Annotated in this window: 21 protein-coding genes; 9 read left to right on the forward strand and 12 right to left on the reverse strand. The window is 66.9% G+C overall.

Annotation, left to right across the window (positions count from 1 at the left end):
- The 3 genes from HPC46_RS35985 to HPC46_RS24690 all read right to left on the reverse strand — a co-directional run.
- Positions 1–109, reverse strand: a 109-nt coding sequence (locus HPC46_RS35985; protein WP_407665560.1) for an MspA family porin, incomplete at its 3' end; no start/stop codon positions are given.
- A 118-nt stretch (positions 110–227) separates the two neighbouring features.
- A complete protein-coding gene (locus tag HPC46_RS24685) occupies positions 228–914 on the reverse strand; it encodes an MspA family porin (RefSeq protein WP_179474824.1) in 687 nt (228 codons plus the stop codon).
- Positions 915–1,121: 207 nt separating this feature from the next.
- Positions 1,122–1,820, reverse strand: a complete 699-nt coding sequence (locus HPC46_RS24690; RefSeq protein WP_179474825.1) for an MspA family porin — start codon at positions 1,818–1,820, stop codon at positions 1,122–1,124.
- A gap of 385 nt (positions 1,821–2,205) precedes the next feature.
- Here HPC46_RS24690 and HPC46_RS24695 point away from each other — a divergent pair, with 385 nt between their 5' ends.
- Positions 2,206–2,763 carry an Rv2240c family protein gene (locus HPC46_RS24695; protein ID WP_179474826.1) on the forward strand — a complete coding sequence of 186 codons (558 nt, stop codon included), beginning with the start codon at positions 2,206–2,208 and terminating at the stop codon, positions 2,761–2,763.
- 76 nt (positions 2,764–2,839) lie between these two features.
- Here the strand turns inward: HPC46_RS24695 and HPC46_RS24700 are convergent, their stop codons facing one another.
- From HPC46_RS24700 to HPC46_RS24720, 5 genes are all read right to left on the reverse strand, one after another.
- Positions 2,840–4,273 (reverse strand): hypothetical protein, encoded by a 1,434-nt coding sequence (locus HPC46_RS24700; RefSeq protein ID WP_179474827.1) that lies wholly within the window; start codon positions 4,271–4,273, stop codon positions 2,840–2,842.
- 217 nt (positions 4,274–4,490) lie between these two features.
- Positions 4,491–5,012 (reverse strand): hypothetical protein, encoded by a 522-nt coding sequence (locus HPC46_RS24705; RefSeq protein ID WP_179474828.1) that lies wholly within the window; start codon positions 5,010–5,012, stop codon positions 4,491–4,493.
- Positions 5,013–5,352: 340 nt separating this feature from the next.
- Entirely contained in the window at positions 5,353–6,138 is a 786-nt protein-coding gene (locus HPC46_RS24710) for an SDR family oxidoreductase (RefSeq protein WP_179474829.1), read from the reverse strand.
- A complete protein-coding gene (locus HPC46_RS24715; RefSeq protein WP_179474830.1) occupies positions 6,135–6,395 on the reverse strand; it encodes a hypothetical protein in 261 nt (86 codons plus the stop codon). Before HPC46_RS24715 ends, HPC46_RS24710 begins: the two co-directional genes overlap by 4 nt.
- A 43-nt stretch (positions 6,396–6,438) precedes the next feature.
- A complete protein-coding gene (locus HPC46_RS24720; protein WP_179474831.1) occupies positions 6,439–7,659 on the reverse strand; it encodes a cytochrome P450 in 1,221 nt (406 codons plus the stop codon).
- Positions 7,660–7,706: 47 nt separating this feature from the next.
- Here HPC46_RS24720 and HPC46_RS24725 point away from each other — a divergent pair, with 47 nt between their 5' ends.
- On the forward strand, positions 7,707–8,624 hold the full coding sequence (locus tag HPC46_RS24725; RefSeq protein ID WP_179474832.1) for a cyclase family protein: 918 nt from the start codon (positions 7,707–7,709) through the stop codon (positions 8,622–8,624).
- Positions 8,621–9,814, forward strand: a complete 1,194-nt coding sequence (locus HPC46_RS24730; protein WP_179474833.1) for an alpha-hydroxy acid oxidase — start codon at positions 8,621–8,623, stop codon at positions 9,812–9,814. The genes HPC46_RS24725 and HPC46_RS24730 overlap by 4 nt, the downstream gene beginning before the upstream one ends.
- Here the strand turns inward: HPC46_RS24730 and HPC46_RS24735 are convergent.
- On the reverse strand, positions 9,811–11,295 hold the full coding sequence (locus HPC46_RS24735) for an aldehyde dehydrogenase family protein (protein WP_179474834.1): 1,485 nt from the start codon (positions 11,293–11,295) through the stop codon (positions 9,811–9,813). The genes HPC46_RS24730 and HPC46_RS24735 overlap by 4 nt on opposite strands.
- Positions 11,296–11,369: 74 nt before the next feature.
- On the opposite strand from HPC46_RS24735, the gene HPC46_RS24740 reads away from it, so the two are divergent.
- A complete protein-coding gene (locus HPC46_RS24740) occupies positions 11,370–11,654 on the forward strand; it encodes a DUF1330 domain-containing protein (RefSeq protein WP_179474835.1) in 285 nt (94 codons plus the stop codon).
- Between the two features lie 4 nt (positions 11,655–11,658).
- On the opposite strand, the gene HPC46_RS24745 is transcribed toward HPC46_RS24740, so the two are convergent.
- Both HPC46_RS24745 and HPC46_RS24750 read right to left on the reverse strand, forming a co-directional pair.
- Positions 11,659–12,324, reverse strand: a complete 666-nt coding sequence (locus HPC46_RS24745) for a CoA transferase subunit B (RefSeq protein ID WP_179474836.1) — start codon at positions 12,322–12,324, stop codon at positions 11,659–11,661.
- Positions 12,324–13,088 carry a CoA transferase subunit A gene (locus tag HPC46_RS24750; RefSeq protein ID WP_179474837.1) on the reverse strand — a complete coding sequence of 255 codons (765 nt, stop codon included), beginning with the start codon at positions 13,086–13,088 and terminating at the stop codon, positions 12,324–12,326. The genes HPC46_RS24745 and HPC46_RS24750 overlap by 1 nt, the downstream gene beginning before the upstream one ends.
- 178 nt (positions 13,089–13,266) lie before the next feature.
- On the opposite strand from HPC46_RS24750, the gene HPC46_RS24755 reads away from it, so the two are divergent.
- The 5 genes from HPC46_RS24755 to HPC46_RS24775 all read left to right on the forward strand — a co-directional run bounded on the left by HPC46_RS24755 (position 13,267) and on the right by HPC46_RS24775 (position 18,205).
- On the forward strand, positions 13,267–14,034 hold the full coding sequence (locus HPC46_RS24755) for an IclR family transcriptional regulator (RefSeq protein ID WP_179474838.1): 768 nt from the start codon (positions 13,267–13,269) through the stop codon (positions 14,032–14,034).
- A 97-nt stretch (positions 14,035–14,131) separates the two neighbouring features.
- Positions 14,132–15,709, forward strand: a complete 1,578-nt coding sequence (locus tag HPC46_RS24760) for a methylmalonyl-CoA mutase family protein (protein ID WP_179474839.1) — start codon at positions 14,132–14,134, stop codon at positions 15,707–15,709.
- Positions 15,710–15,773: 64 nt separating this feature from the next.
- Positions 15,774–16,172: a cobalamin B12-binding domain-containing protein gene (locus HPC46_RS24765; RefSeq protein WP_179474840.1), complete on the forward strand. Its 399-nt coding sequence runs from the start codon at positions 15,774–15,776 to the stop codon at positions 16,170–16,172.
- Positions 16,173–16,175: 3 nt separating this feature from the next.
- On the forward strand, positions 16,176–17,132 hold the full coding sequence (locus HPC46_RS24770; RefSeq protein WP_179474841.1) for an LLM class F420-dependent oxidoreductase: 957 nt from the start codon (positions 16,176–16,178) through the stop codon (positions 17,130–17,132).
- The gene (locus HPC46_RS24775; RefSeq protein ID WP_179474842.1) at positions 17,129–18,205 is read left to right on the forward strand and encodes a CaiB/BaiF CoA transferase family protein; all 1,077 of its coding nucleotides are present in this window, start codon (positions 17,129–17,131) and stop codon (positions 18,203–18,205) included. The genes HPC46_RS24770 and HPC46_RS24775 overlap by 4 nt, the downstream gene beginning before the upstream one ends.
- Here HPC46_RS24775 and HPC46_RS24780 read toward each other — a convergent pair.
- Complete coding sequence (locus tag HPC46_RS24780; RefSeq protein ID WP_179474843.1) at positions 18,193–18,477, reverse strand: 2Fe-2S iron-sulfur cluster-binding protein; 285 nt, start codon at positions 18,475–18,477, stop codon at positions 18,193–18,195. The genes HPC46_RS24775 and HPC46_RS24780 overlap by 13 nt on opposite strands.
- Positions 18,478–18,556: the final 79 nt, after the last annotated feature.

An 18,556-nucleotide genomic window follows, 5' to 3' on the forward strand; every position in this document is an offset into this window, starting at 1 on the left:
GCGTGATTCGGGCCGAGGTGCCCTTGAACTTCTTCTTGTCGACGACGACGTTGGTGATCGTGCCCGGCCGCGGATCGACTTCGATCTGGCCCGAGACCGGGAAGCTGATGGTTCCGGAAGCGGCTCATCGGCCGCGGCGGTCGCCATGGGGGCGACCGCCGCTCCGACAGCGAGTGCGGCCAGCGCCGCGCCCTTGACGAGCATTCGGTACATCTGACGCACCGTTGTCAGAAGACTTTGGTGATGCCGTAGTACGCGACGATGTCGTCGGCGTCGGTCCCGGAGCTGGTCAGTACCGCGTACGAGCGCAGCGACGAAGCGCCGACACAGTTGTCGATCTTGATGTGGATGTCCTTGAGCGTGATTCGGGCCGAGGTGCCCTTGAACTTCTTCTTGTCGACGACGACGTTGGTGATCGTGCCCGGCCGCGGATCGACTTCGATCTGGCCCGAGACCGGGAAGCTGATGGTTCCGGGTAGCGAGAGACCACCGGTGCCGAGGCTGGCGTTGCCCAAGCTGGCGCCCACCGAGCCGATGAGCTTGACCTTGTCCATTTCGACGCCGCACCCGACCTGGTAGCCCGCCTCCAGCGTTCCGCCGGACACCGAACCGGTGGTGGTGCCGGTGAACGTCGCACCGACCACCCAGTCGCGAGACGACAGGGACGTCGTGAGCGGGGCAACCGGCACCTGCGTCTCATCCTTGGCGACCACCGTCAGCGTCCGGCCGTCGGGTGTCTTGGCGATACCGGGAACCGAGGAGGCGACCACGCCGGTGTCCGGTGGTGGTGGGGGAGCGCCTGCGTCGACGACGGGCGGCGCCGCCGGATCCGCCGGGTCCGCCAATGCGAGCGGGGTCGCTCCCATCGGGATCAGCATGCAAACTGCAGCCGCGGTGGCAAAGCGATGCAACATGTCCTGTCGGCGCCTTCCGTCTCAATACATTGGATTCTGAGGAATGATCGATTGGTGGTGTGTCCAATTGATGAACGGGGCACCAACGCTGCGCACCCGATGCTCATCCACTGGGCGTTCCCGCGGAGGTTTCCGGTGGTGCATTTCGGCTGCCCACCACCACGTCGATGACGGGCAGCCGAGTGCGGGAACGGCGATGTGAAGTTGTTAAACAGCTTTCGTGACGCCGAGGTAGGTCACCACGTCGTCGGTGTTGTCGGTGGAGCTGGTCAGCGTTGCGTACGACCGGATGAAGGACTGGCCAGCGCAACCGTCGATCTTGATGCGGAATCCGGTGATGGAGATTCGGGGGGCGGTGCCCTTGAATTCCTTCTTGCCGACCGGAACGATGTTCACCACGCCGGGCTTGAGGTCGATCTTCATCTGATACGACGCCGACAGGCCGAGCGTGACGGGCAGCAGCGAGCCGTTCACGAAGGGGATTCCCACGCCCGGGGTGATACCACCGGTGGCGATGGATTCGATGTCGTCCTGGATGATGCCGCAGCCGATCTGGTAGCCGGCCTCCAGGGTGCCGCCGGCCAGTTTGGTGTCGCCGCCGCCGGTCACCGAACCGTTAAAGGTCCCGTCGACGAGGTATTCCCGCGACCACGGCGAATTCGTCAGCGAGGCAACGGGTTCGATCGACTCGTCTTTGCCCGACACGCTGAGAGACCAGCCGTCGGGCGTCTTGAGAACTCCGGGCGCCGCGGAGGGTACCGGTCCTGCAGGGCCGCCGGGCACCGGTCCGGCGTTGGCGACAGGTGCCACGTTGGGATCGGCCGGCGGGTCGGCGAGCGCGAGCGGGGCCGCTCCGATCGGTGCCAGCAGGCATACTCCAGCCAGTGCGGCAAAGCGTTTCAACATGTCGTGTTGGCGCCTCTCGTAGTTGATAACCACTGTGTCGTTCGGAGGAATCATTGAGTTGGAGGGTGTCTCGCCGGTAAACACCACCCCAATAACTCTCGCCCGATTACCGTCTACCGAGCGTCATGCGCGCCCGCGGACCGTCATCCGGGCGGTTTTCGGTCTCAAGGCGGTATCAACTGGGCGCGAAGCCGGTGAAGGTGACACCCGATCGATCCTTGGACGGTGCCCGGCGTTCGTTGCTTGTTAACCATTGAGTCAGCTATCCCACCCATGATCACTTCGTCCTGACCCTGCGCAACCCTGACGTCACGGGTGCGGGTTGGGCTGGTTTGGACCATCCAGCCGGGACGGTTCGGGGGAGCCCACGATCCAGGAGGACGCGATGAGATCACCGCTGAGACAAGGCAAGACACTGACTGCAGCGTTGGTGGTGTCCGGGTTGGCCCTGTTTGCTGCGCCTGTCGCCGCGGCCGACCCCGACGAGCAGACCGAACAACCAGCCCCCGCGCCGGGCCCTGTGCCCGTCATGGTGGCCGCGGCCCCGCCGGATGCGCCAGAGGCTTCTGCGGTGCCCGACGCCTGTAAGCAATTCGGGGCGGCGCTGGACCACGCGGCGACGTATTACGAGGACTTCGCCTACGATTCCGCCGGCAACGGAAACAGCGTCAACTACGACGACCCGAACGTCGCGAATGCGAATGTCTACGGCCGAACCGCGCTGCGCGAGTCCGCCGCTGCCGCCATGTCGGCGGCGTCGACGCCGGGGCTTCCCGGCGATATTGCAGCGCCGATGCGGTCCTGGTCACTGCGGGCGGCAAAGCTGTTGCTGATCATGGGGATTCGTGGTGGTGGTGACTCGCTGAACGCGACGGCCGACGATATGAACACCGATGCCAACAATGCGCAGATGGCGTGTGCGCTCAACGGCGCACGTGCCTGACCTCTAACTGCCAACTGCCCCAACGAAATCGGCCCCCTCCTTTCGGAGGGGGCCGATTCGATTGTTGAGGAAGGGATTACCCGCCGGCGCCGCCGGTACCGCCCTTGCCCGGGTTGCCGCCGATCGAGCCCGAGCCGCCCTGGCCGGCGCTGCCTGCGGTGGCGCCACCCTTGCCGCCGGTGCCGCCGTTGCCACCCTTGCCGCCGCTGATGACGCTGCCGCCGCCGGTGCCACCGTTACCGCCCTTGCCGCCGGTGCCGGTCGTGGCGCCGTCGCCGCCGGTGCCTCCGCCCGCGCCCGCACCACCGCTGAAGCCGCCGAAGCCGCCGGTGCCGCCGTTGCCGCCAACACCGCCGGTGGCACCCTTGCCGCCCTTGCCGCCAGCTGCGCCTGCGCCACCGTTGTTGCCGCCCAGGCCGCCGGTGCCGCCGGTGCCGCCGTTGCCCCCGGCGCCGGTCGTGCTCGTGCCGCCATCGCCACCGGCCGCTCCCGCGCCACCGTTACCGGTCGCGCCGCCGGCGCCGCCACTACCGCCGGTGCCGCCGTTGCCGCCGGCCCCGGTGCCGCCGGTTCCGCCGACACCACCGACACCACCGGCGCCACCGTTACCGGATACCAGACCGCCGGTTCCGCCGGTGCCGCCCGAGCCGCCGTTGCCACCGGTCGCCGTGCCCGCACCGCCGGCACCGCCGGCGCCACCGGCACCGCCCGCCGCGTTGCCGTAGAAGCCGCCCTTGCCGCCATTGCCGCCGGCGCCGCCGTCGGTGCCAGTAGCACCGCCGCCGTAGCCGGCCCCGCCCGCGCCCCCGGCACCGGCGCTGCCGCTACCTGCGATGGGCGCGCTGGCGGCGTTGCCGCCGTTACCGCCCGCGCCGCCGGCCACACCGGCCGTCGTGCTGGCGCCACCCGCACCACCGGTGCCACCGCTACCGGACAGGGCACCGGCGTTGCCGCCATTGCCGCCGGCGCCGCCGGCGATACCCTTGCCGCCGTTGCCGCCGCCGCCGCCGAAGAGCGCGCCGGACGAGGAACTGCCGGCGAGCAGCCCGCCGTTGCCGCCGTTGCCGCCCTTGCCGCCGTTGACGGAGGCACTCAGGGCGTCGCCGCCGTTACCGCCGTTCCCGTACAGCCCGGCGCTGCCGCCGTTGCCGCCGTTGTAGCCGTTGCCGCCGTTGCCCATCAGCAGGCCGCCGCGGCCACCGTTGCACGCGCTGGTGCACTGCGCGGCGTCGGCTGCGCTGTAGCTGTAGCCGTTGCCGATGAGCAAGCCGCCGTTGGGGTTTTCGGCGGTGCCGTTGCCGATGAACATGGAGACGAGGTCACCAGCGGCATTGGCCGAGGCGGCACCCGTGACGGTCTTCAGGCTGACGGGGCCGCAACCGGCCTCCCCGATCGTGCAGTCGACCGACGTCAGCGTGTAAGCCGGCGCTGCTGCGGGGACAGGAGCATCGGTGGTCGCGAACAGAACACCCGCGCCCACCATCGCCGCACCGGCGATACCCGTGGTCATGAAGGCTGGGGTCACCACACGGGGCGATTTCTTGCGGTGTTTGGACAAGATCGGAATTCCCTTCGGAGAAGAAGATCAACCGGCAAAGGCGCCGAGTGGTTCACTGCCAGGGAAATCCAAGGAGACGCCCATTGCTGCGGGCTGGCCCCCACTTGGCGCACTGCCGAACTTCGTGCAAACGCCAGCTGAACCCAACCTGTAAAACTCGCCGTAGTGGCTATTTACAGAGTTCGGCGATCCGGGTGTTGAGCGACTCGGCGTTGCGCAGGCGGTCCGCCTGTGCCGTGTCGGTGTTGGGCACCCCGGCTAACGCGTTCATCGAAATATCCTGCAACCCGGCCGCGAAGGTGCGAATCGCATCGGCGAGGTCCGCCGGCGTGCCGGGATTCAGGTGGGCCAACAGGTAGGTCGCGCCGCCGGACATCGCCAGCCGGGCGTTCGCCGCCACGCCCTGCACCTCGGCTCCCGGGTCGGCGTGGCTCTGCAGCGAAATCGCCGTACTCACGGTGCGGTGGGCGGTGCAGGCGTTGGTCTTGGGGTCGCCGCTCTGCGATGCGACGGTGGGCGACGGGGTCTTGGGCGTCGGCCGCAGGAGCGCCCAGCCGGCCAGGCCTGCCGCGATCAGCGCGACCACCAACGCCGCGACGGCGATCCAATTCGTCGATCGGGATGGGCGGGCGGAACGGTGAGACGAGGGCGATTCGTAGGCTGCGGTCGTCTCTTCGGTCGGCTCCGACATGACGACGATACTAATCACGAGCTCTGGCAATGCTTCAAGAGCGTAGTCTGGCTGCGGAAAGGCAAACTGTGGTTGCGATATTGACGCGCACGAGTGTGGTGCTTGCGTGCGCAGTCCTGGCGACGGGGATCGTCGCGTCGCCCCATGCGACAGCGCAGGGATGTCCGCCGGGCCACATCAACAACCAGTACACCGGGCAGTGCTATCTGCAGGGAAGTGCCCCCACGATCAACGGCATTCCGTGCGTGGCCAGCAATACCGGCCTGTGCCAATCATTTCGGCAGAATCAACAGCCGCCGAGGAAGCCCTACACCGCTATCGGCTGATGTCGGCCGCGAAACTACGTCCGCGCCAACATCTTTGTGAGCAACCGCTGCATCCAGTTCGGGGTCACCTGCGACATCGCCGCCAGCACGCTGGTCTGGCGGCCGACGGGATAGTGCACCCTGGGCAGCCGGCGCCGACCGCGACGGGTTGCCGAAAAGACGGCCTTGGCCACATCGTCGGGCCCGAGGTTGATCCCGAGCGACTTCGTACTGCCGGTTTCGACGCCGTCGGTCATGGCAGTGTTGACGAACAGCGGCCACATCGCCAGCACACGGATGTCATAACGCCGCCACTCCAACTCGAGTGCCTCGGTCAGCGCACGCAGCGCGAACTTGGTGGCCGAATACGTGGCGAGTTCGGGTTGGCCGTAGAGTGCCGACGCCGAGCACATGTTGACCACCTGGGCGTCTGCGGTATCGCGCAGGTAGGGGAACGCGGCGTGCAGACCGGCGAGCGCGCCATAGACGTTGATATCGATCATCTGGCGGTGCGCGGTCAGCGGGACGTCCTGGAACGCGCCGGCGGTCAGCACCCCGGCGTTGTTCACCAGGATGTCGAGTTTTCCTGCCGCGCCGGCGAATTCGGCCAGACACGCCGACCAAGCGCTGGCGTCGGTGACATCGAGTTCACCGATCACGATCTCACCGCCGCGTGCGGCGATCTCGTCGCGCAGCGAGGCCAGCCCGCCGAGGTCGACGTCGTAGGCGCCGACGCGGTAGCCGTTCGCGGCGAACCTCAGCGCGGTCGCCCGGCCGATGCCCGCTGCGGCTCCGGTGATGAAGACGCCGGGGGCGCTCATACGACTTTCAGATGCGGCGCCCCGACCGCCGGCTCCGAGGCGATGCGGTCGTTGGCCGCGGCCATCGCGGTGTCGACCCGCACGGCAGCGGTCTGGCAGGCCGCGGTGGCCTTGCGGCCCAGCCCGTCGAGGTCGTCGGCGGCGTTGCGCAGGTATGACGTGAGCGTGATGCGCAGCCGTTCACCGGCGCGAGCCAGACGGTTGCGAACCCGGTCGTCGATCGTCACGGTGACGTAGGGCAGTTCGAGTGAGATCATGTGCGCGCCTCCAGAGCCGTTCAGTCGAATGTAGACGAACCGCTCAGGATGCGGAGACGCGTACGGCGGCCGGGCCGCGGACGGCGTAGTTGGTGCCGAAGTCGATCGGAGCGTGGACCTGCCAGTCCGGCAGGGCATCGATGAGTTCGTCGAGGAAGACCTGAGCTTCCAACCGAGCGAGGTTCATGCCAAGGCAGCTGTGCAACCCGAACGCGTAGCCGAGGTGGGACAGCTTGGGCCGGCGCACGTCGAACTGATCGGGCCGCTCCCACCGCAGCGGATCGCGGTTGGCCGCACCGAGCAGCAGCGTGATGCGTGCACCGGCCGGGATGGCGACCCCGGCCACCGTGACGTCGTCGGCGATCACGTCGCGGAACACCGAGTGCGTGATTGTCTCGTACCGGTGCACCTCCTCGACCGCAGCGGGGATCAACGACCGGTCCGCCCGCACGGCGCGACGCTGGGCGGGGTGCTCGGCGAACGTCGCGACGATCTGGGCGAGCAGCTTGGCGGTCGTCTCGTTACCGGCGAAGACCAGTTGAGTATTGCCCGCGACCACTTCCTGCTCGGTCATGTGACTGCGCGCGTAGGAATGCCGGACCATCGTGGCGATCAGCCCCGGCTCGAAGCCCGGTGAATCCCGCAGCCTGGCGATCTCGTCGCGCAGGTAGGCGTTGAGCTCCGCGGTCGCTTTCCGGCCCGCGGCGATCAGTTCCGCACCGCGCTTTCCGGGATTCGTATATCCCTCGGCCGAGGCGCCCATCGCGTCGCTCCACGCCGAGAACTGGTCGACCATGGCCGACTCGATGCCCAGCATCCGCGCGATCACTTCGGTGGGGATGCCGCGGGTCAGTTCGGTGACGATCTCGACCGTCTCGCCGGCCCGCAACCGGGCCAGCACCGGCTCCAGGCGGCGACGGACGATGTCGGTGACCATCGGGCGCAGTGCGGCCAGGTCCTTCGCACGGAAGTCGTGCGACCAGATCGATCGGATCCGGTCGTGATGCGGGCCGTCGTAGAACTCCATCGTCGGGCCACCGAACACACCGGCCTGTTCGGCCTGCCCCTTTTCCGAGCCGAACCGTTCGGTGTCGGTGAGGATCATCTTGGCGGGGCCGAAATCGCTGACCATCCACCGGTTCACCCGCTCATTGAAGATCACCCCGCCGCTGGCGCGGATCTCTTCGTAGCGCGCCCACGGAAGCCGCACGAATTCCGGGTCCGCGGTGTCGAATGCGAGCCGAGGAGGGCTGGCTGCGGTCATCGGCCAGATCGTTCCAGAATTTACAACCTTGTGCAATTGTGTAACGCGTGACTGCTGACTTCAAGGACCTCGGCGCCGAACTCTCCAACTGGGGCCGGTGGGGTCCCGAGGACCAGCTCGGCACCCTGAATCTGGTCGGTCCGCAGCACGTCCGCTCCGCCGCCGCCGAGGTCAGCGCCGGTAAGGTCTTCCAGCTGAGCATCGCCGTCGGCAAGGACGGCCCACAGAGCGGAATGGGCGGTCGGCTCAATCCCGTACACCTGATGTCCATGCAGCCGCAGGATTGGGATCCGCACGGGCTGCAAGTGTCCGACGACTGGATCATCATGCCGCTACAGTCGGGCACCCAGTGGGATGGCTTGTCGCACATCGGCTATGACGGCAAGCTCTACAACGGCTATTCCGCCGACGACGTCAGCACCCGGTTCGGGGCGCGCCGACTGGCCGTCGACGCGATGACCGACAGGATCGCCGGTCGCGGTGTGCTGCTGGACATCGCCCGGCTGCACGGCGTCGATTGGCTCGAATCCGGGACTGCCATCACCCCGGCCGATCTCGAGGCCGCCGAACGTGCGCAGGGCGTCACAGTGGGGGAGGCGGACTTCCTTCTGGTCCGGACCGGCTGGCGGACACGCTTTGTGGCGCAGGGGCGGGACGGCTGGATGAGCGGTGAACCCGGCCTGGGGCTGGACTGCGCCGGCTGGCTTCATCAGCGCGCGGTGGCAGCGGTCGGTTCGGACAACTGGGGTATCGAGGTCATGCCCAGCGGGATCGACGGCGCGATCATGCCGTTGCACTGTGTGTTGATCCGCGACATGGGCATGCCGCTGGCCGAGATCTTGGACCTGGAGGCGCTCGCCGACGACTGTGCGGCCGATGGACGCTGGAGCTTTCTGTTCGTCGCGCCGCCGCTGCACATCAGTAATGCGGTCGGGTCGCCGACCACGCCGATCGCCATCAAATGAGTCCGGCATTCCAATATCGGTTGCGGACCTCGCGGCCGCTGGTCTGCGTCGAGGACTATCGGCGCGCGGCGCTGCGTGCGCTGCCCACGATGGTGTGGGCCTACCTCGACGGCGGCGCCGAGGATGAGCGGACCCTGCGGGCCAACCGGGACGCATTCTCGAGATGGCTTTTGCGGCAACGGGTTCTGGTCGGCAATGCAGGAGTCGACATGTCGGTGACGCTGGGCGGGGAACGCCTGGGGCTACCGGTGGTACTGGCGCCCACCGGACTGGCGGGCTTGGCGCATTGGTCGGGGGAACTCGGCGCCGCCCGCGCCGCCGAGCGCGCAGGTACCCGGTCGATCCTGAGCACGGCGTCGTCGTATTCGATCGAAGAGGTGGCCGCCGGCACACAGGCCAGCCATTGGTTCCAGCTGTACCCGTGGGGTGACCGCGCGGTGCCGGGGTCGTCGTTCATGGACTCGATGCTCGACCGCGCCCGCGACTGCGGGTACCGGACCGCGGTTGTCACCGTGGATGTTCCGGTGCAGGGCAACCGAATCGGGGAGCGGCGCACCGGAATGGGGCATCCGCCGATTCTCACGCCGCGCCGGATTGCCGACGCCGCGATCCGGCCACGGTGGTGGTACGGCCTGTTGCGATATCGCCGGATGACGATGCGCAGCATCACCGACGTGCCGGGTGCGGCCGGAGCCGTCCAATCAGTGGCGCTGCACAACCGTCAGATCCGCCCGGACATCAACTGGGGTGACGTGGCCTCGTTGCGTGACAGGTGGGACGGACCATTTGTGGTCAAGGGCATCCTGGATCCCCACGACGCGGTTCGCGCGGTCGACGAGGTCGGCGCCACCGGCGTGGTGGTGTCCAATCACGGTGGGCGCCAACTCAATGCGGCCGCCGCATCGCTGGACGCGCTGCCCGCCGTCGCCGACGCGGTCGGCGACCGGGCGACGGTCCTGCTCGACGGCGGAATCCGCTGCGGCACCGATGTGGTGACCGCACTGGCGCTGGGCGCCGACGCGGTGCTGATCGGGCGGCCGTTCCTCTACGGTCTCGCCGTCGCCGGTGAAGCGGGCGTCGATGCCGTGCTGGACATCCTCGCTGCCGAGATCAGGCAGACGCTGCTGCTGATGGGTGTCGCAGCCGTGGGGGATCTGGGCCGCGAGCACGTGTCGCGGCAGAACCCTTAGGGCCGCACGCCGATGGTCTTGGAGTTCAGGTACTCCCGGTAGCCCTCGTCGCCGTTGCGATGCCCCAGGCCGCTCTGCTTGGTACCGCCGAACGGGCTGGTGATGCCGAAGAACGAGTGGCCGTTGGTGGTGACGCTGCCGGTTCGCAGCCGCAGCGCGATGTTCAACGCGCGTTCGTCGTCACCGCTGGTGACATCGCCGGAAAGACCGTAGATGGTGTTGTTCGAGATCGCCACGGCCTCGTCGTCGGTGTCGTACGGGGTCACCGTGATCACCGGCCCGAAGATCTCGGTCTGGGCGATCTCGGAGGTGGGGTCGACGTCGGCGAGCAGGGTCGGCTGCACGTAGTAGCCGGTTGGCAGGTTCTCCGGGATGCCGCCCCCGGTGATCAGCCGGGCGCCGTCGGCGATACCGGAGGCGATCAGGCCCAGCGTCTTCTCGCGTTGCATTCCACTGATCTGCGGGCCCTGCATGATGCCCGGCGTCCACGGATCACCGACCGGAAAGTTCTCCATCATGGTCTTGAGGATCTCCAGACCCTCGTCATAACGGCTGCGGGGCAACAGGACTCGGCTGCTCAAAATGCAGCTCTGACCGGACATCACGCAGGCGAACATCGCCGCCATCGGCAGGCAGGCGTTGAAATCGGCGTCATCGCAGACGATGTGGGTCGACTTGCCGCCGAGTTCGAGCAGGGTTTTCTTGACGGTCGAGGCGCCGGCGGCCAGGATCGCCCGACCGGTGGCCGTCGAGCCGGTGAATGTGATCATGTCCACCCGCGGATCGGCGGACAGCGCCGCACCGACCTCGTTGGCGTTGGAGGTGACGACGTTGAACACCCCGGCCGGGATGTCGGTCTTCTCGGCGATGATCCGGCCGAGCTCGGTGCCCGACCAGGGCGTCAGCTGGGCCGGCTTGAGCACCACCGTGTTGCCTGCCATCAGCGCCGGGACCGTCTCGGCGATGTTGAGGTAGAACGGCACGTTCCACGGGGTGATCGCGCCGACGACGCCGACCGCGTCGTACTGGATCTTGCGCCGCGCGGGGCCGAGCTGGGTTTCGTGGATCCCCGTGTCCACCAGGTAGTCGAATTCGCGACCGTGGTCGGCCCAGTGCTTCACCTCGGCGATCGGGCTTTCGATCTGCGAGCCACTGACCGAAACCGGACAACCGACTTCGGTGATCACGATGCGCCGCAGCCGTTCCTGCTCGGCGGTCAACGCCTCGTGCAGTTGATTCAGGCAGTGGTAGCGGAACTCCAGATCACGTGACCAGTCGGTCGTGTCGAACGCCCGGCGCGCGGCGGTGGTGGCCCGCTCGACGTCGGTGACGGTGCCGTCGGTGGCCTGACCGACAACCTCCTCGGAGGCCGGGTGGACGACGTCGAACGTCGCCCCGGAGTCGGTGAGCCGAAGTTCCCCGTCGATGAGCATCCGCTGCTCGCCTGCCAGCACACCCGTGTCAGCGTCGACATTGGTCATTGCAATTACCCCTAGTTGCGTGGAAATCTGTCACTCGAAATTCGAGAACCTGATTCTCGCATGAGAGGAGCGCCATGCCCAAGGGATATGTCATCTTGACCGAGGACATCAAAGACCCGGACGGGATGAAGGCCTACGGCAAAGCTGCCGGCGCGGCGATGGGTGGCGTCAAGGTGCTCGCCGTCGAGACCAAACCGCAAGTGCTCGAAGGCAACTGGCACGGCCATCAGACGGTGGTACTGGAGTTCGAATCGGTCGAGGCCGCCCGGGCGTGGTACGACTCGGACGCCTACCGCGCCGCGCGTGAACTGCGGCAGGCCGCCGCCGACACCAACGCGGTGATCCTGTCTGGCTTCTGATCTCCTAGCCGGAGAGCTCGACCGTCAGCTCGGGCTCGGTCGCCGCGATGATGTCGTCCGCCGCGACGCCGGGAGCCAGCTCGCGCAGCACCAGGGTGCCGTCACCGACGACGTCGATGATGCCCAGGTTGGTGATGATCCGGTCGACGACGCCAACGCCCGTCAGCGGCAGCGAGCACTGCTTGACGATTTTGGGGTTGCCGGCGCGGTCGGTGTGTTCCATCAGCACGATGACGCGCGCCGCGCCGTGCACGAGGTCCATCGCGCCGCCCATACCCTTGACCATTTTTCCGGGGACCATCCAGTTGGCGAGGTCGCCCGTCTGGGACACCTCCATACCGCCGAGCACCGCGGTGTCGATGTGGCCGCCGCGGATCATCCCGAACGACAGCGCGGAATCGAAGAATGCCGCCCCGGGCAGAACCGTCACGGTCTCCTTGCCCGCGTTGATGAGATCGGCGTCGACCGCGTCTTCGGTGGGGTAGGGGCCGGTGCCCAGGATGCCGTTCTCGGAGTGCAGGGTCACCCGCACATCGGACCGGAGATAGTTCGGGATGAGCGTGGGCAACCCGATCCCGAGGTTCACGTACTCGCCGTCGATCATCTCCGCGGCCGCACGGGCGGCCATCTGATCGCGGTTCCACCCTGCCGGGGCTGCTGCGTCAGTCATCAGTTCGCTTCCTGTGCCGAGCGGACGGTTCGCTTCTCGATGCGTTTGTCCTGCGTTCCGGTGTGCACGATGCGGTTGATGAACACCCCGGGCAGATGCACCGTCGCGGGATCGATGTCGCCAGGTTCGACCAGGTCCTCGACCTGGGCGATCGCAATGCGGCCTGCCATCGCGCACAACGGGTTGAAGTTCATCGCTGACCTGTTGAAGACCAGGTTGCCGTTGGTGTCGCCGCGCAGGGCGTGCACGAGGGCGAAGTCGGCGTTGATCGACTCTTCCAGGACGTAGCGTTTGTCGCCGAACACGCGGGTTTCCTTGGGCGGCGAGGCGATCGTCACCGAGCCGTCCCCGGCGTAGCGCCAGGGCAGCCCCCCGTCGGAGACGACGCTGCCGACGCCGGCGGGTGTGTAGAAGGCGGGGATCCCGGCGCCGCCGGCACGCAGTCGTTCGGCCAGGGTGCCCTGCGGGGTCAGCTCGACTTCGAGTTCACCGGCCAGATATTGCCGGGCGAACTCCTTGTTCTCCCCGACATACGAGGCGGTGATGCGACGGATACGCTTGTCGGACAAAAGGATTCCCAGCCCGTAGTCGTCGACGCCGCAGTTGTTGGAGAACACCTCCAGGTCGGTCACTCCCGCATCGAGGAGTGCTCGGATCAGCATGTCGGGGATCCCGCACAGGCCGAACCCGCCGACGGCCAGCGTCGCGCCGCTGGTGATATCGGCCACCGCGCTGGCAGCCGATTCATACACCTTCGATGTCATCGTCCCTTCCCAAAGCCAGCAGGCGTTCACTCTGTAAACGCAAACTTTTGGTGGGTATCCACTCAACAAGTACCACCCTGAGCAGTCAACCGTTCGCGGCGATCCACCACGAAGGTGTTCGCAGTGCGATAGCCGTTCGCAAAGGCGTTCATTGAATGAACGCCTAGGATCTTCTCTCGTGCCCGCCCGCCCGGACCGCTCGCCCGTTGTCGCGCGGGTCGCCGCGCTACTGAGCGCGGTCAGTGCCGCCGAACCCGCGGGCGCGTCCACGACCGAGCTCGGAAAGGTCGCCGGCCTCGCCCGTCCTACCGCCCACCGGCTCCTCGCCTCGCTGACCGAGGTGGGGCTGATCGACCGCGATACCAAGTCCGGCCGGTGGACCCTGGGGCCGGAGATGTATCTGCTGGGCGCCGTCGCCGCCAACCGGTATGACGTCAGCGGCCATGCCCGCGACGTGGTCAACCGGCTCGCGGCGGAAACCGGGGAGAGCGCCTTTCTGTCCGCCCGCCGCGGCGATGAAACCGTGTGCATCTTGAGCGTGGAGGGCAGCTTTCCGCTGCGCTCGCACGTCCTGCGGGAGGGCATTCGATTCCCGCTCGGCGTGGCATCGGCCGGGCTGGCCATCCTGAGTCACCTGCCCCCAGGCGAGGTCGACGACTACTTCTCCCGGGCCCGGCCGGCGGCGGACTGGGGCCCCGACCACAGCGAAGAATCGATCCGGGCCAGGATCGAGGCAACCCGGATCACCGGCTATGCCGTGAACCCGGCGTTGATCGTGGAGGGCAGCTGGGGCATCGGTGCCGCGGTGTTCAATCAGAACGGCCGGCCATCATGGGCGTTGAGCCTCACCGGTGTCGAGACCCGCTTCAAGCCCAATCGCCGCCACGAATTGGGGACGCTGTTGCTCGAGGCGGCGCACCAGCTGTCCGGACGTCTCCGCTCCTAGGGCTCGGGCTCGCCACCAGCACTTTCCACCGAAACTGCACACGACTTGCCCAAAGCGGTATTGGCATTCTCCTAAACTGCAAGTACGGTATCCAGCGATGGACCACCAATCCCAAACGTCGTCGGGGATCCCACTGGAGCCGGTATACGGACCGGCCGACCGCAGTGGCGATCCTCCCGCTCCCGGCGAATTCCCGTTCACCCGGGGCAACTTCTCCAGCGGTTACCGCGGACGGCTGTGGACCTTCCGCCAGTATTCCGGGTTCGGCACCGCCGAGGAGTCGAACGAACGCTACCGCTACCTGCTCGAACAGGGCGGCACCGGACTGTCGGTGGCCCTGGACCTGCCGACGCAGTGCGGCTATGACTCCGATGACCCCGAGTACGGCGAAGAAGTCGGCCGGGTCGGCGTCGCGGTCGACACGCTGGCCGATGCCGAGATCCTGTTCGATGCCATCCCGCTGGACAAGATCAGCACCAGCTTCACGATCAACGGCACCGCGGCGATCCTGCTGGCCTTTTACGTCGCGGCTGCCGAGAAGAAGGGGGTGCCGCGCGAGAAGCTGACCGGCACCATCCAGAACGACATCCTCAAGGAGTACGCATCGCGCGGCACCTGGATCTGGCCGCCGACGCCGTCACTGCGGCTGATCGCCGACACGATCGAGTTCTGCGCCGCCGAAGTGCCGCGCTTCAACGCGATTTCGGTGGCGGGCGCCCACTTCCGTGATGCCGGAGCCAACGCCGTTCAGGAGATGGCCTTCACCCTCGCCGACGGTGTGACCTACTGCGACACCGTTGTCGAGCGCGGCCGGATGACCATCGACAAGTTCGCCCCGCAGATCTCGTTCTTCTTCTACACCCACGGCGACTTCTTCGAGGAGATCGCCAAATACCGTGCCGGACGGCGTCGTTGGGCCACCATCGTTCGGGAGCGCTACGGCGCGCAGACCGACAAGGCTTCGATGTTCCGCTTCGGGTGTGTGTCCGGTGGTGCGTCGCTGTATGCCCCGCAGGCGCAGAACAACCTGGTCCGGGTGGCCTACGAGGCGCTGGCCTCGGTGCTCGGCGGCGTGCAGTCGATGTTCACCGCGGCCTGGGACGAACCGTTCGCCCTGCCCAGTGAGGAGTCCGCGACGCTGGCGCTGCGCACCCAGCAGATCCTGGCCTACGAGACCGGTGTTGCGCGGGTGGCTGATCCGCTCGGCGGCTCGTATTTCGTGGAGGCGCTGACCGACGCGACCGAGGAACGCATCATCGAGATCATGGCCGACCTCGAAGCCCACGGCGGCATGGTGCAGTCCATCGAAGACGGCTACCTGCAGGGTCTGATCGCTGACGAGGCGTACAAGATCCACCAGGAGGTCGAATCCGGCGAGCGGCCGGTGGTCGGTGTGAACAAGTTCGTCGTCGACGAGCCCGCGCCGGACCTGGCCACCTACGAGCTGGACGCTGACGGCCGTGACAAACAACTCAAGCGGCTGGCGAAGGTCAAGGCGGAACGCGATGGTGTCGCCGTGAAAGAAGCTCTTGCCGCACTGGCCCGTTCGGCGGAGGGTGACGACAACCTGATGCACAAGCTGATCGACTGTGCGAATGCCTACTGCACGGTGGGGGAGATGGTGTCCACGCTGAAGTCGGTGTGGGGCGAGTTCCAGCAGCCGGTGGTGTTCTAGTGGACGGGTTGCGCCGCGATGAGCGCTTGCGCGAAGAGTCATCTATGAAGAACGGGGGCTTGAGTTGAGCGCACGTGTACTGGTCGCCAAGCCCGGCCTCGACGGGCATGACCGCGGTGCGAAGATCGTGGCCCGCGCGCTTCGCGACGCCGGATTCGAAGTGATCTTCACCGGCATCCGACAGCGGATCGAGGACATTGTTTCGATCGCTCTGCAGGAAGATGTTGCCGTCGTTGGGCTTTCGATCCTGTCGGGTGCGCACTTGGCGCTGACCCAGCGCACAGTCGACGCGCTGCGGGCTGCCGATGCGGGTGACATCGCGGTCATCGTCGGCGGCACCATTCCCTTGAGCGACGTACCGAAACTCTTGGAAGTCGGTGCGGCCGCGGTATTTCCGACTGGAACTTCGTTGGAAACTCTCGTCCGCGACGTCCGGGCGCTGACGTCAGAACAGGTGGGGTGAGTAATGCGTCTTGGTGTGATGATCGGTGCCGAGCGCGGCGACATGGCCCGCAAGGTGAAGAAGTTGATCGCCGATATCGAATGGGCCGATTCGGCGGGCCTGGCCACCGCGTGGATGCCGCAGGTGCCCGACGATTTCGACCTGCTGACCATGGTTGCGTTGATGGCGTCGCACAGCACCCGCATCGAACTCGGCACCGCGGTGGTCCCGCTGCAGGCGCAACACCCCATTGCGCTGGCGCGCCAAGCGCTCTCGGTCCACGCCATCTCCAGCGGACGGCTGGCGCTCGGCGTCGGACCGTCGCATCACTGGATCATCCGCGACATGCTCGGCCTGCCGTACGACAAACCCGCCGCCTATACCCGCGACTATCTCGAGGTGTTCAACGCGGCGATCTCTGGGCCCGGCCCGGTGGACGTGGAGAACGACAACTTCACGGTCCATAACCCGACCGCGCTGGGCGCCGAGAGCAAAATGCCTGTGCTAGTGGCGGCCCTGGGACCGGTGATGCTGCAGATCGCCGGTGAACATGCCGACGGCACCACGCTCTGGATGGCCGACGAGAAGGCCATTGGCGAGCACATCGCTCCCAAGATCAACAAGGCCGCGGCCGAGGCCGGCAGGCCCTCACCCCGAATCGTCGCCGGCATCCCGGTCACCCTGTGTGCGAACTCCAAGATCGAAGCGGCGAAGGACCGGGCCAACCGCATCCTGGCCGAGGCCGAAACCTCGCCCAACTATCAGAAGCTGCTCGACCGCGGAGATGCCAAGACCGTCGGCGACCTCTGTGCGGCCGGGGATGAAGAGTCAATCCTGAAGCGATTCAAGCAATTCGCCGACGCGGGCGTGACCGACCTGTCGGTGCGGTTGCTGCCGATCGGGGAGACCCGCGACGAGCTGGTGGCGTCGAAATACCGCACCCGCGAGGTGATTTCCCAGCTCGCCGCCGAAGTTCAATGAAGGCTTCTTCTGATCCCCGGGTCGCTTCGCTCCTGCCCGCCGCTCCCCTGGCTGGCGTCCGGATCCTTGAGGTCGGCACGATGCTGGCCGGCCCGTACGCCACCATGCTGCTCGCCGACCTCGGTGCGGAGGTCATCAAGATCGAACCGCCCGGCGGGGAGATCTCGCGTCAGGTCGGCGATAGCTATTTCGCCAGCCTCAACCGCAACAAGCGCAGCGTCTGCCTGGACCTGGGTTCTGCGGCCGGACAGCAACGGCTCGGTGAGCTGGCCGCGGAATCCGATGCGCTACTGGTGAATATGAAGCCGTCGGTGATCAAGCGTTTCGGGCTCACCTACGACGCGCTGCGAGTGCACAACGACAAGATCGTGTGCGTCGCACTGACCGGCTATGGGCTCGACGGCGGCGACGATCCGGCATTCGACTACGTCATCCAGGCCGCGACCGGAGTGGCTGCCATGACCGGCGACCCCGACGCTCCGCCTACCCTGCCGGGTTATTCGTCGGCCGACAATTCCACCGGATTGACCGCTGCGCTGGGGCTTCTCGCGATGATCGTCTCCGGCGAGGGCGGGCAGGTCGACGTGTCGTTGCGTGATGTGATGTTTTCGCAGCTGAACTACCGGGCCGCGGCGTATCTCAACGACGGTGTGCACCCTCGCAGGCATCCGTTCGGCGCGCACTCGTTCTACGTTCCCGCGCAGCTGTTTCCGACCTCGGAGGGCTACCTGGCGCTGTTCGTCACCCATGACGGCTTCTGGAAGACGTTCGCCGCCGAGGCCGGGATCGAGGGCTTTCCGACGATGGCGCAGCGATCAGCCAATCGCGACGAGGTGCTCGCGATCGTGACCGCCGCGCTGGCTGCCGACTCGGCGGTCGGCTGGGAGGCCCGGCTGCGCCCGCTGGGCATTCCGGCCGCGGCGGTCCGATCGCTGCCCGATGCCCTCGAGGCGACCCCGGAGGTCACCGTGAGGGCGGGGGATTACCGACTGGTCGGAAGTCCGGTGCGGGTGGTGGGGTATCAGCCCGACTATCGGCCACCGCCGGCCCTCGACGAATTTCAGTCGTCGTAGCTCAGCGTCACGTCGGTCTCGGGCACGCCCTGGCAGGTGAGCACGAGCCCGTCGTCGATCTCGCTGTCGTCGAGCACCTCGTTGACGCGCATCTTGACGTTGCCCTCGGTGACCGTCGCGATGCAGGTGCCGCAATTTCCGGCCTCGCAGCTGTAGGGCGGGGTCAGGCCGGCCCGGCGGGCGGTCTCCAGGATCGTGTCGCCGTCGTTGACGGGCACCGTCACCGTCTTGCCGTCCAGCGTGATGGTGGCCATCCAGGACAAGCCGGCCATGTACTTCTCTCCTCGGGTTTAGAGCACTATCATTCTACCCAGATGAGAATACAATTCTCTACTGGCGATAGTATGTTCT

It is taken from the genome of Mycolicibacterium vinylchloridicum, from assembly GCF_013404075.1.
Taxonomy (GTDB): Bacteria; Actinomycetota; Actinomycetes; order Mycobacteriales; family Mycobacteriaceae; genus Mycobacterium; species Mycobacterium vinylchloridicum.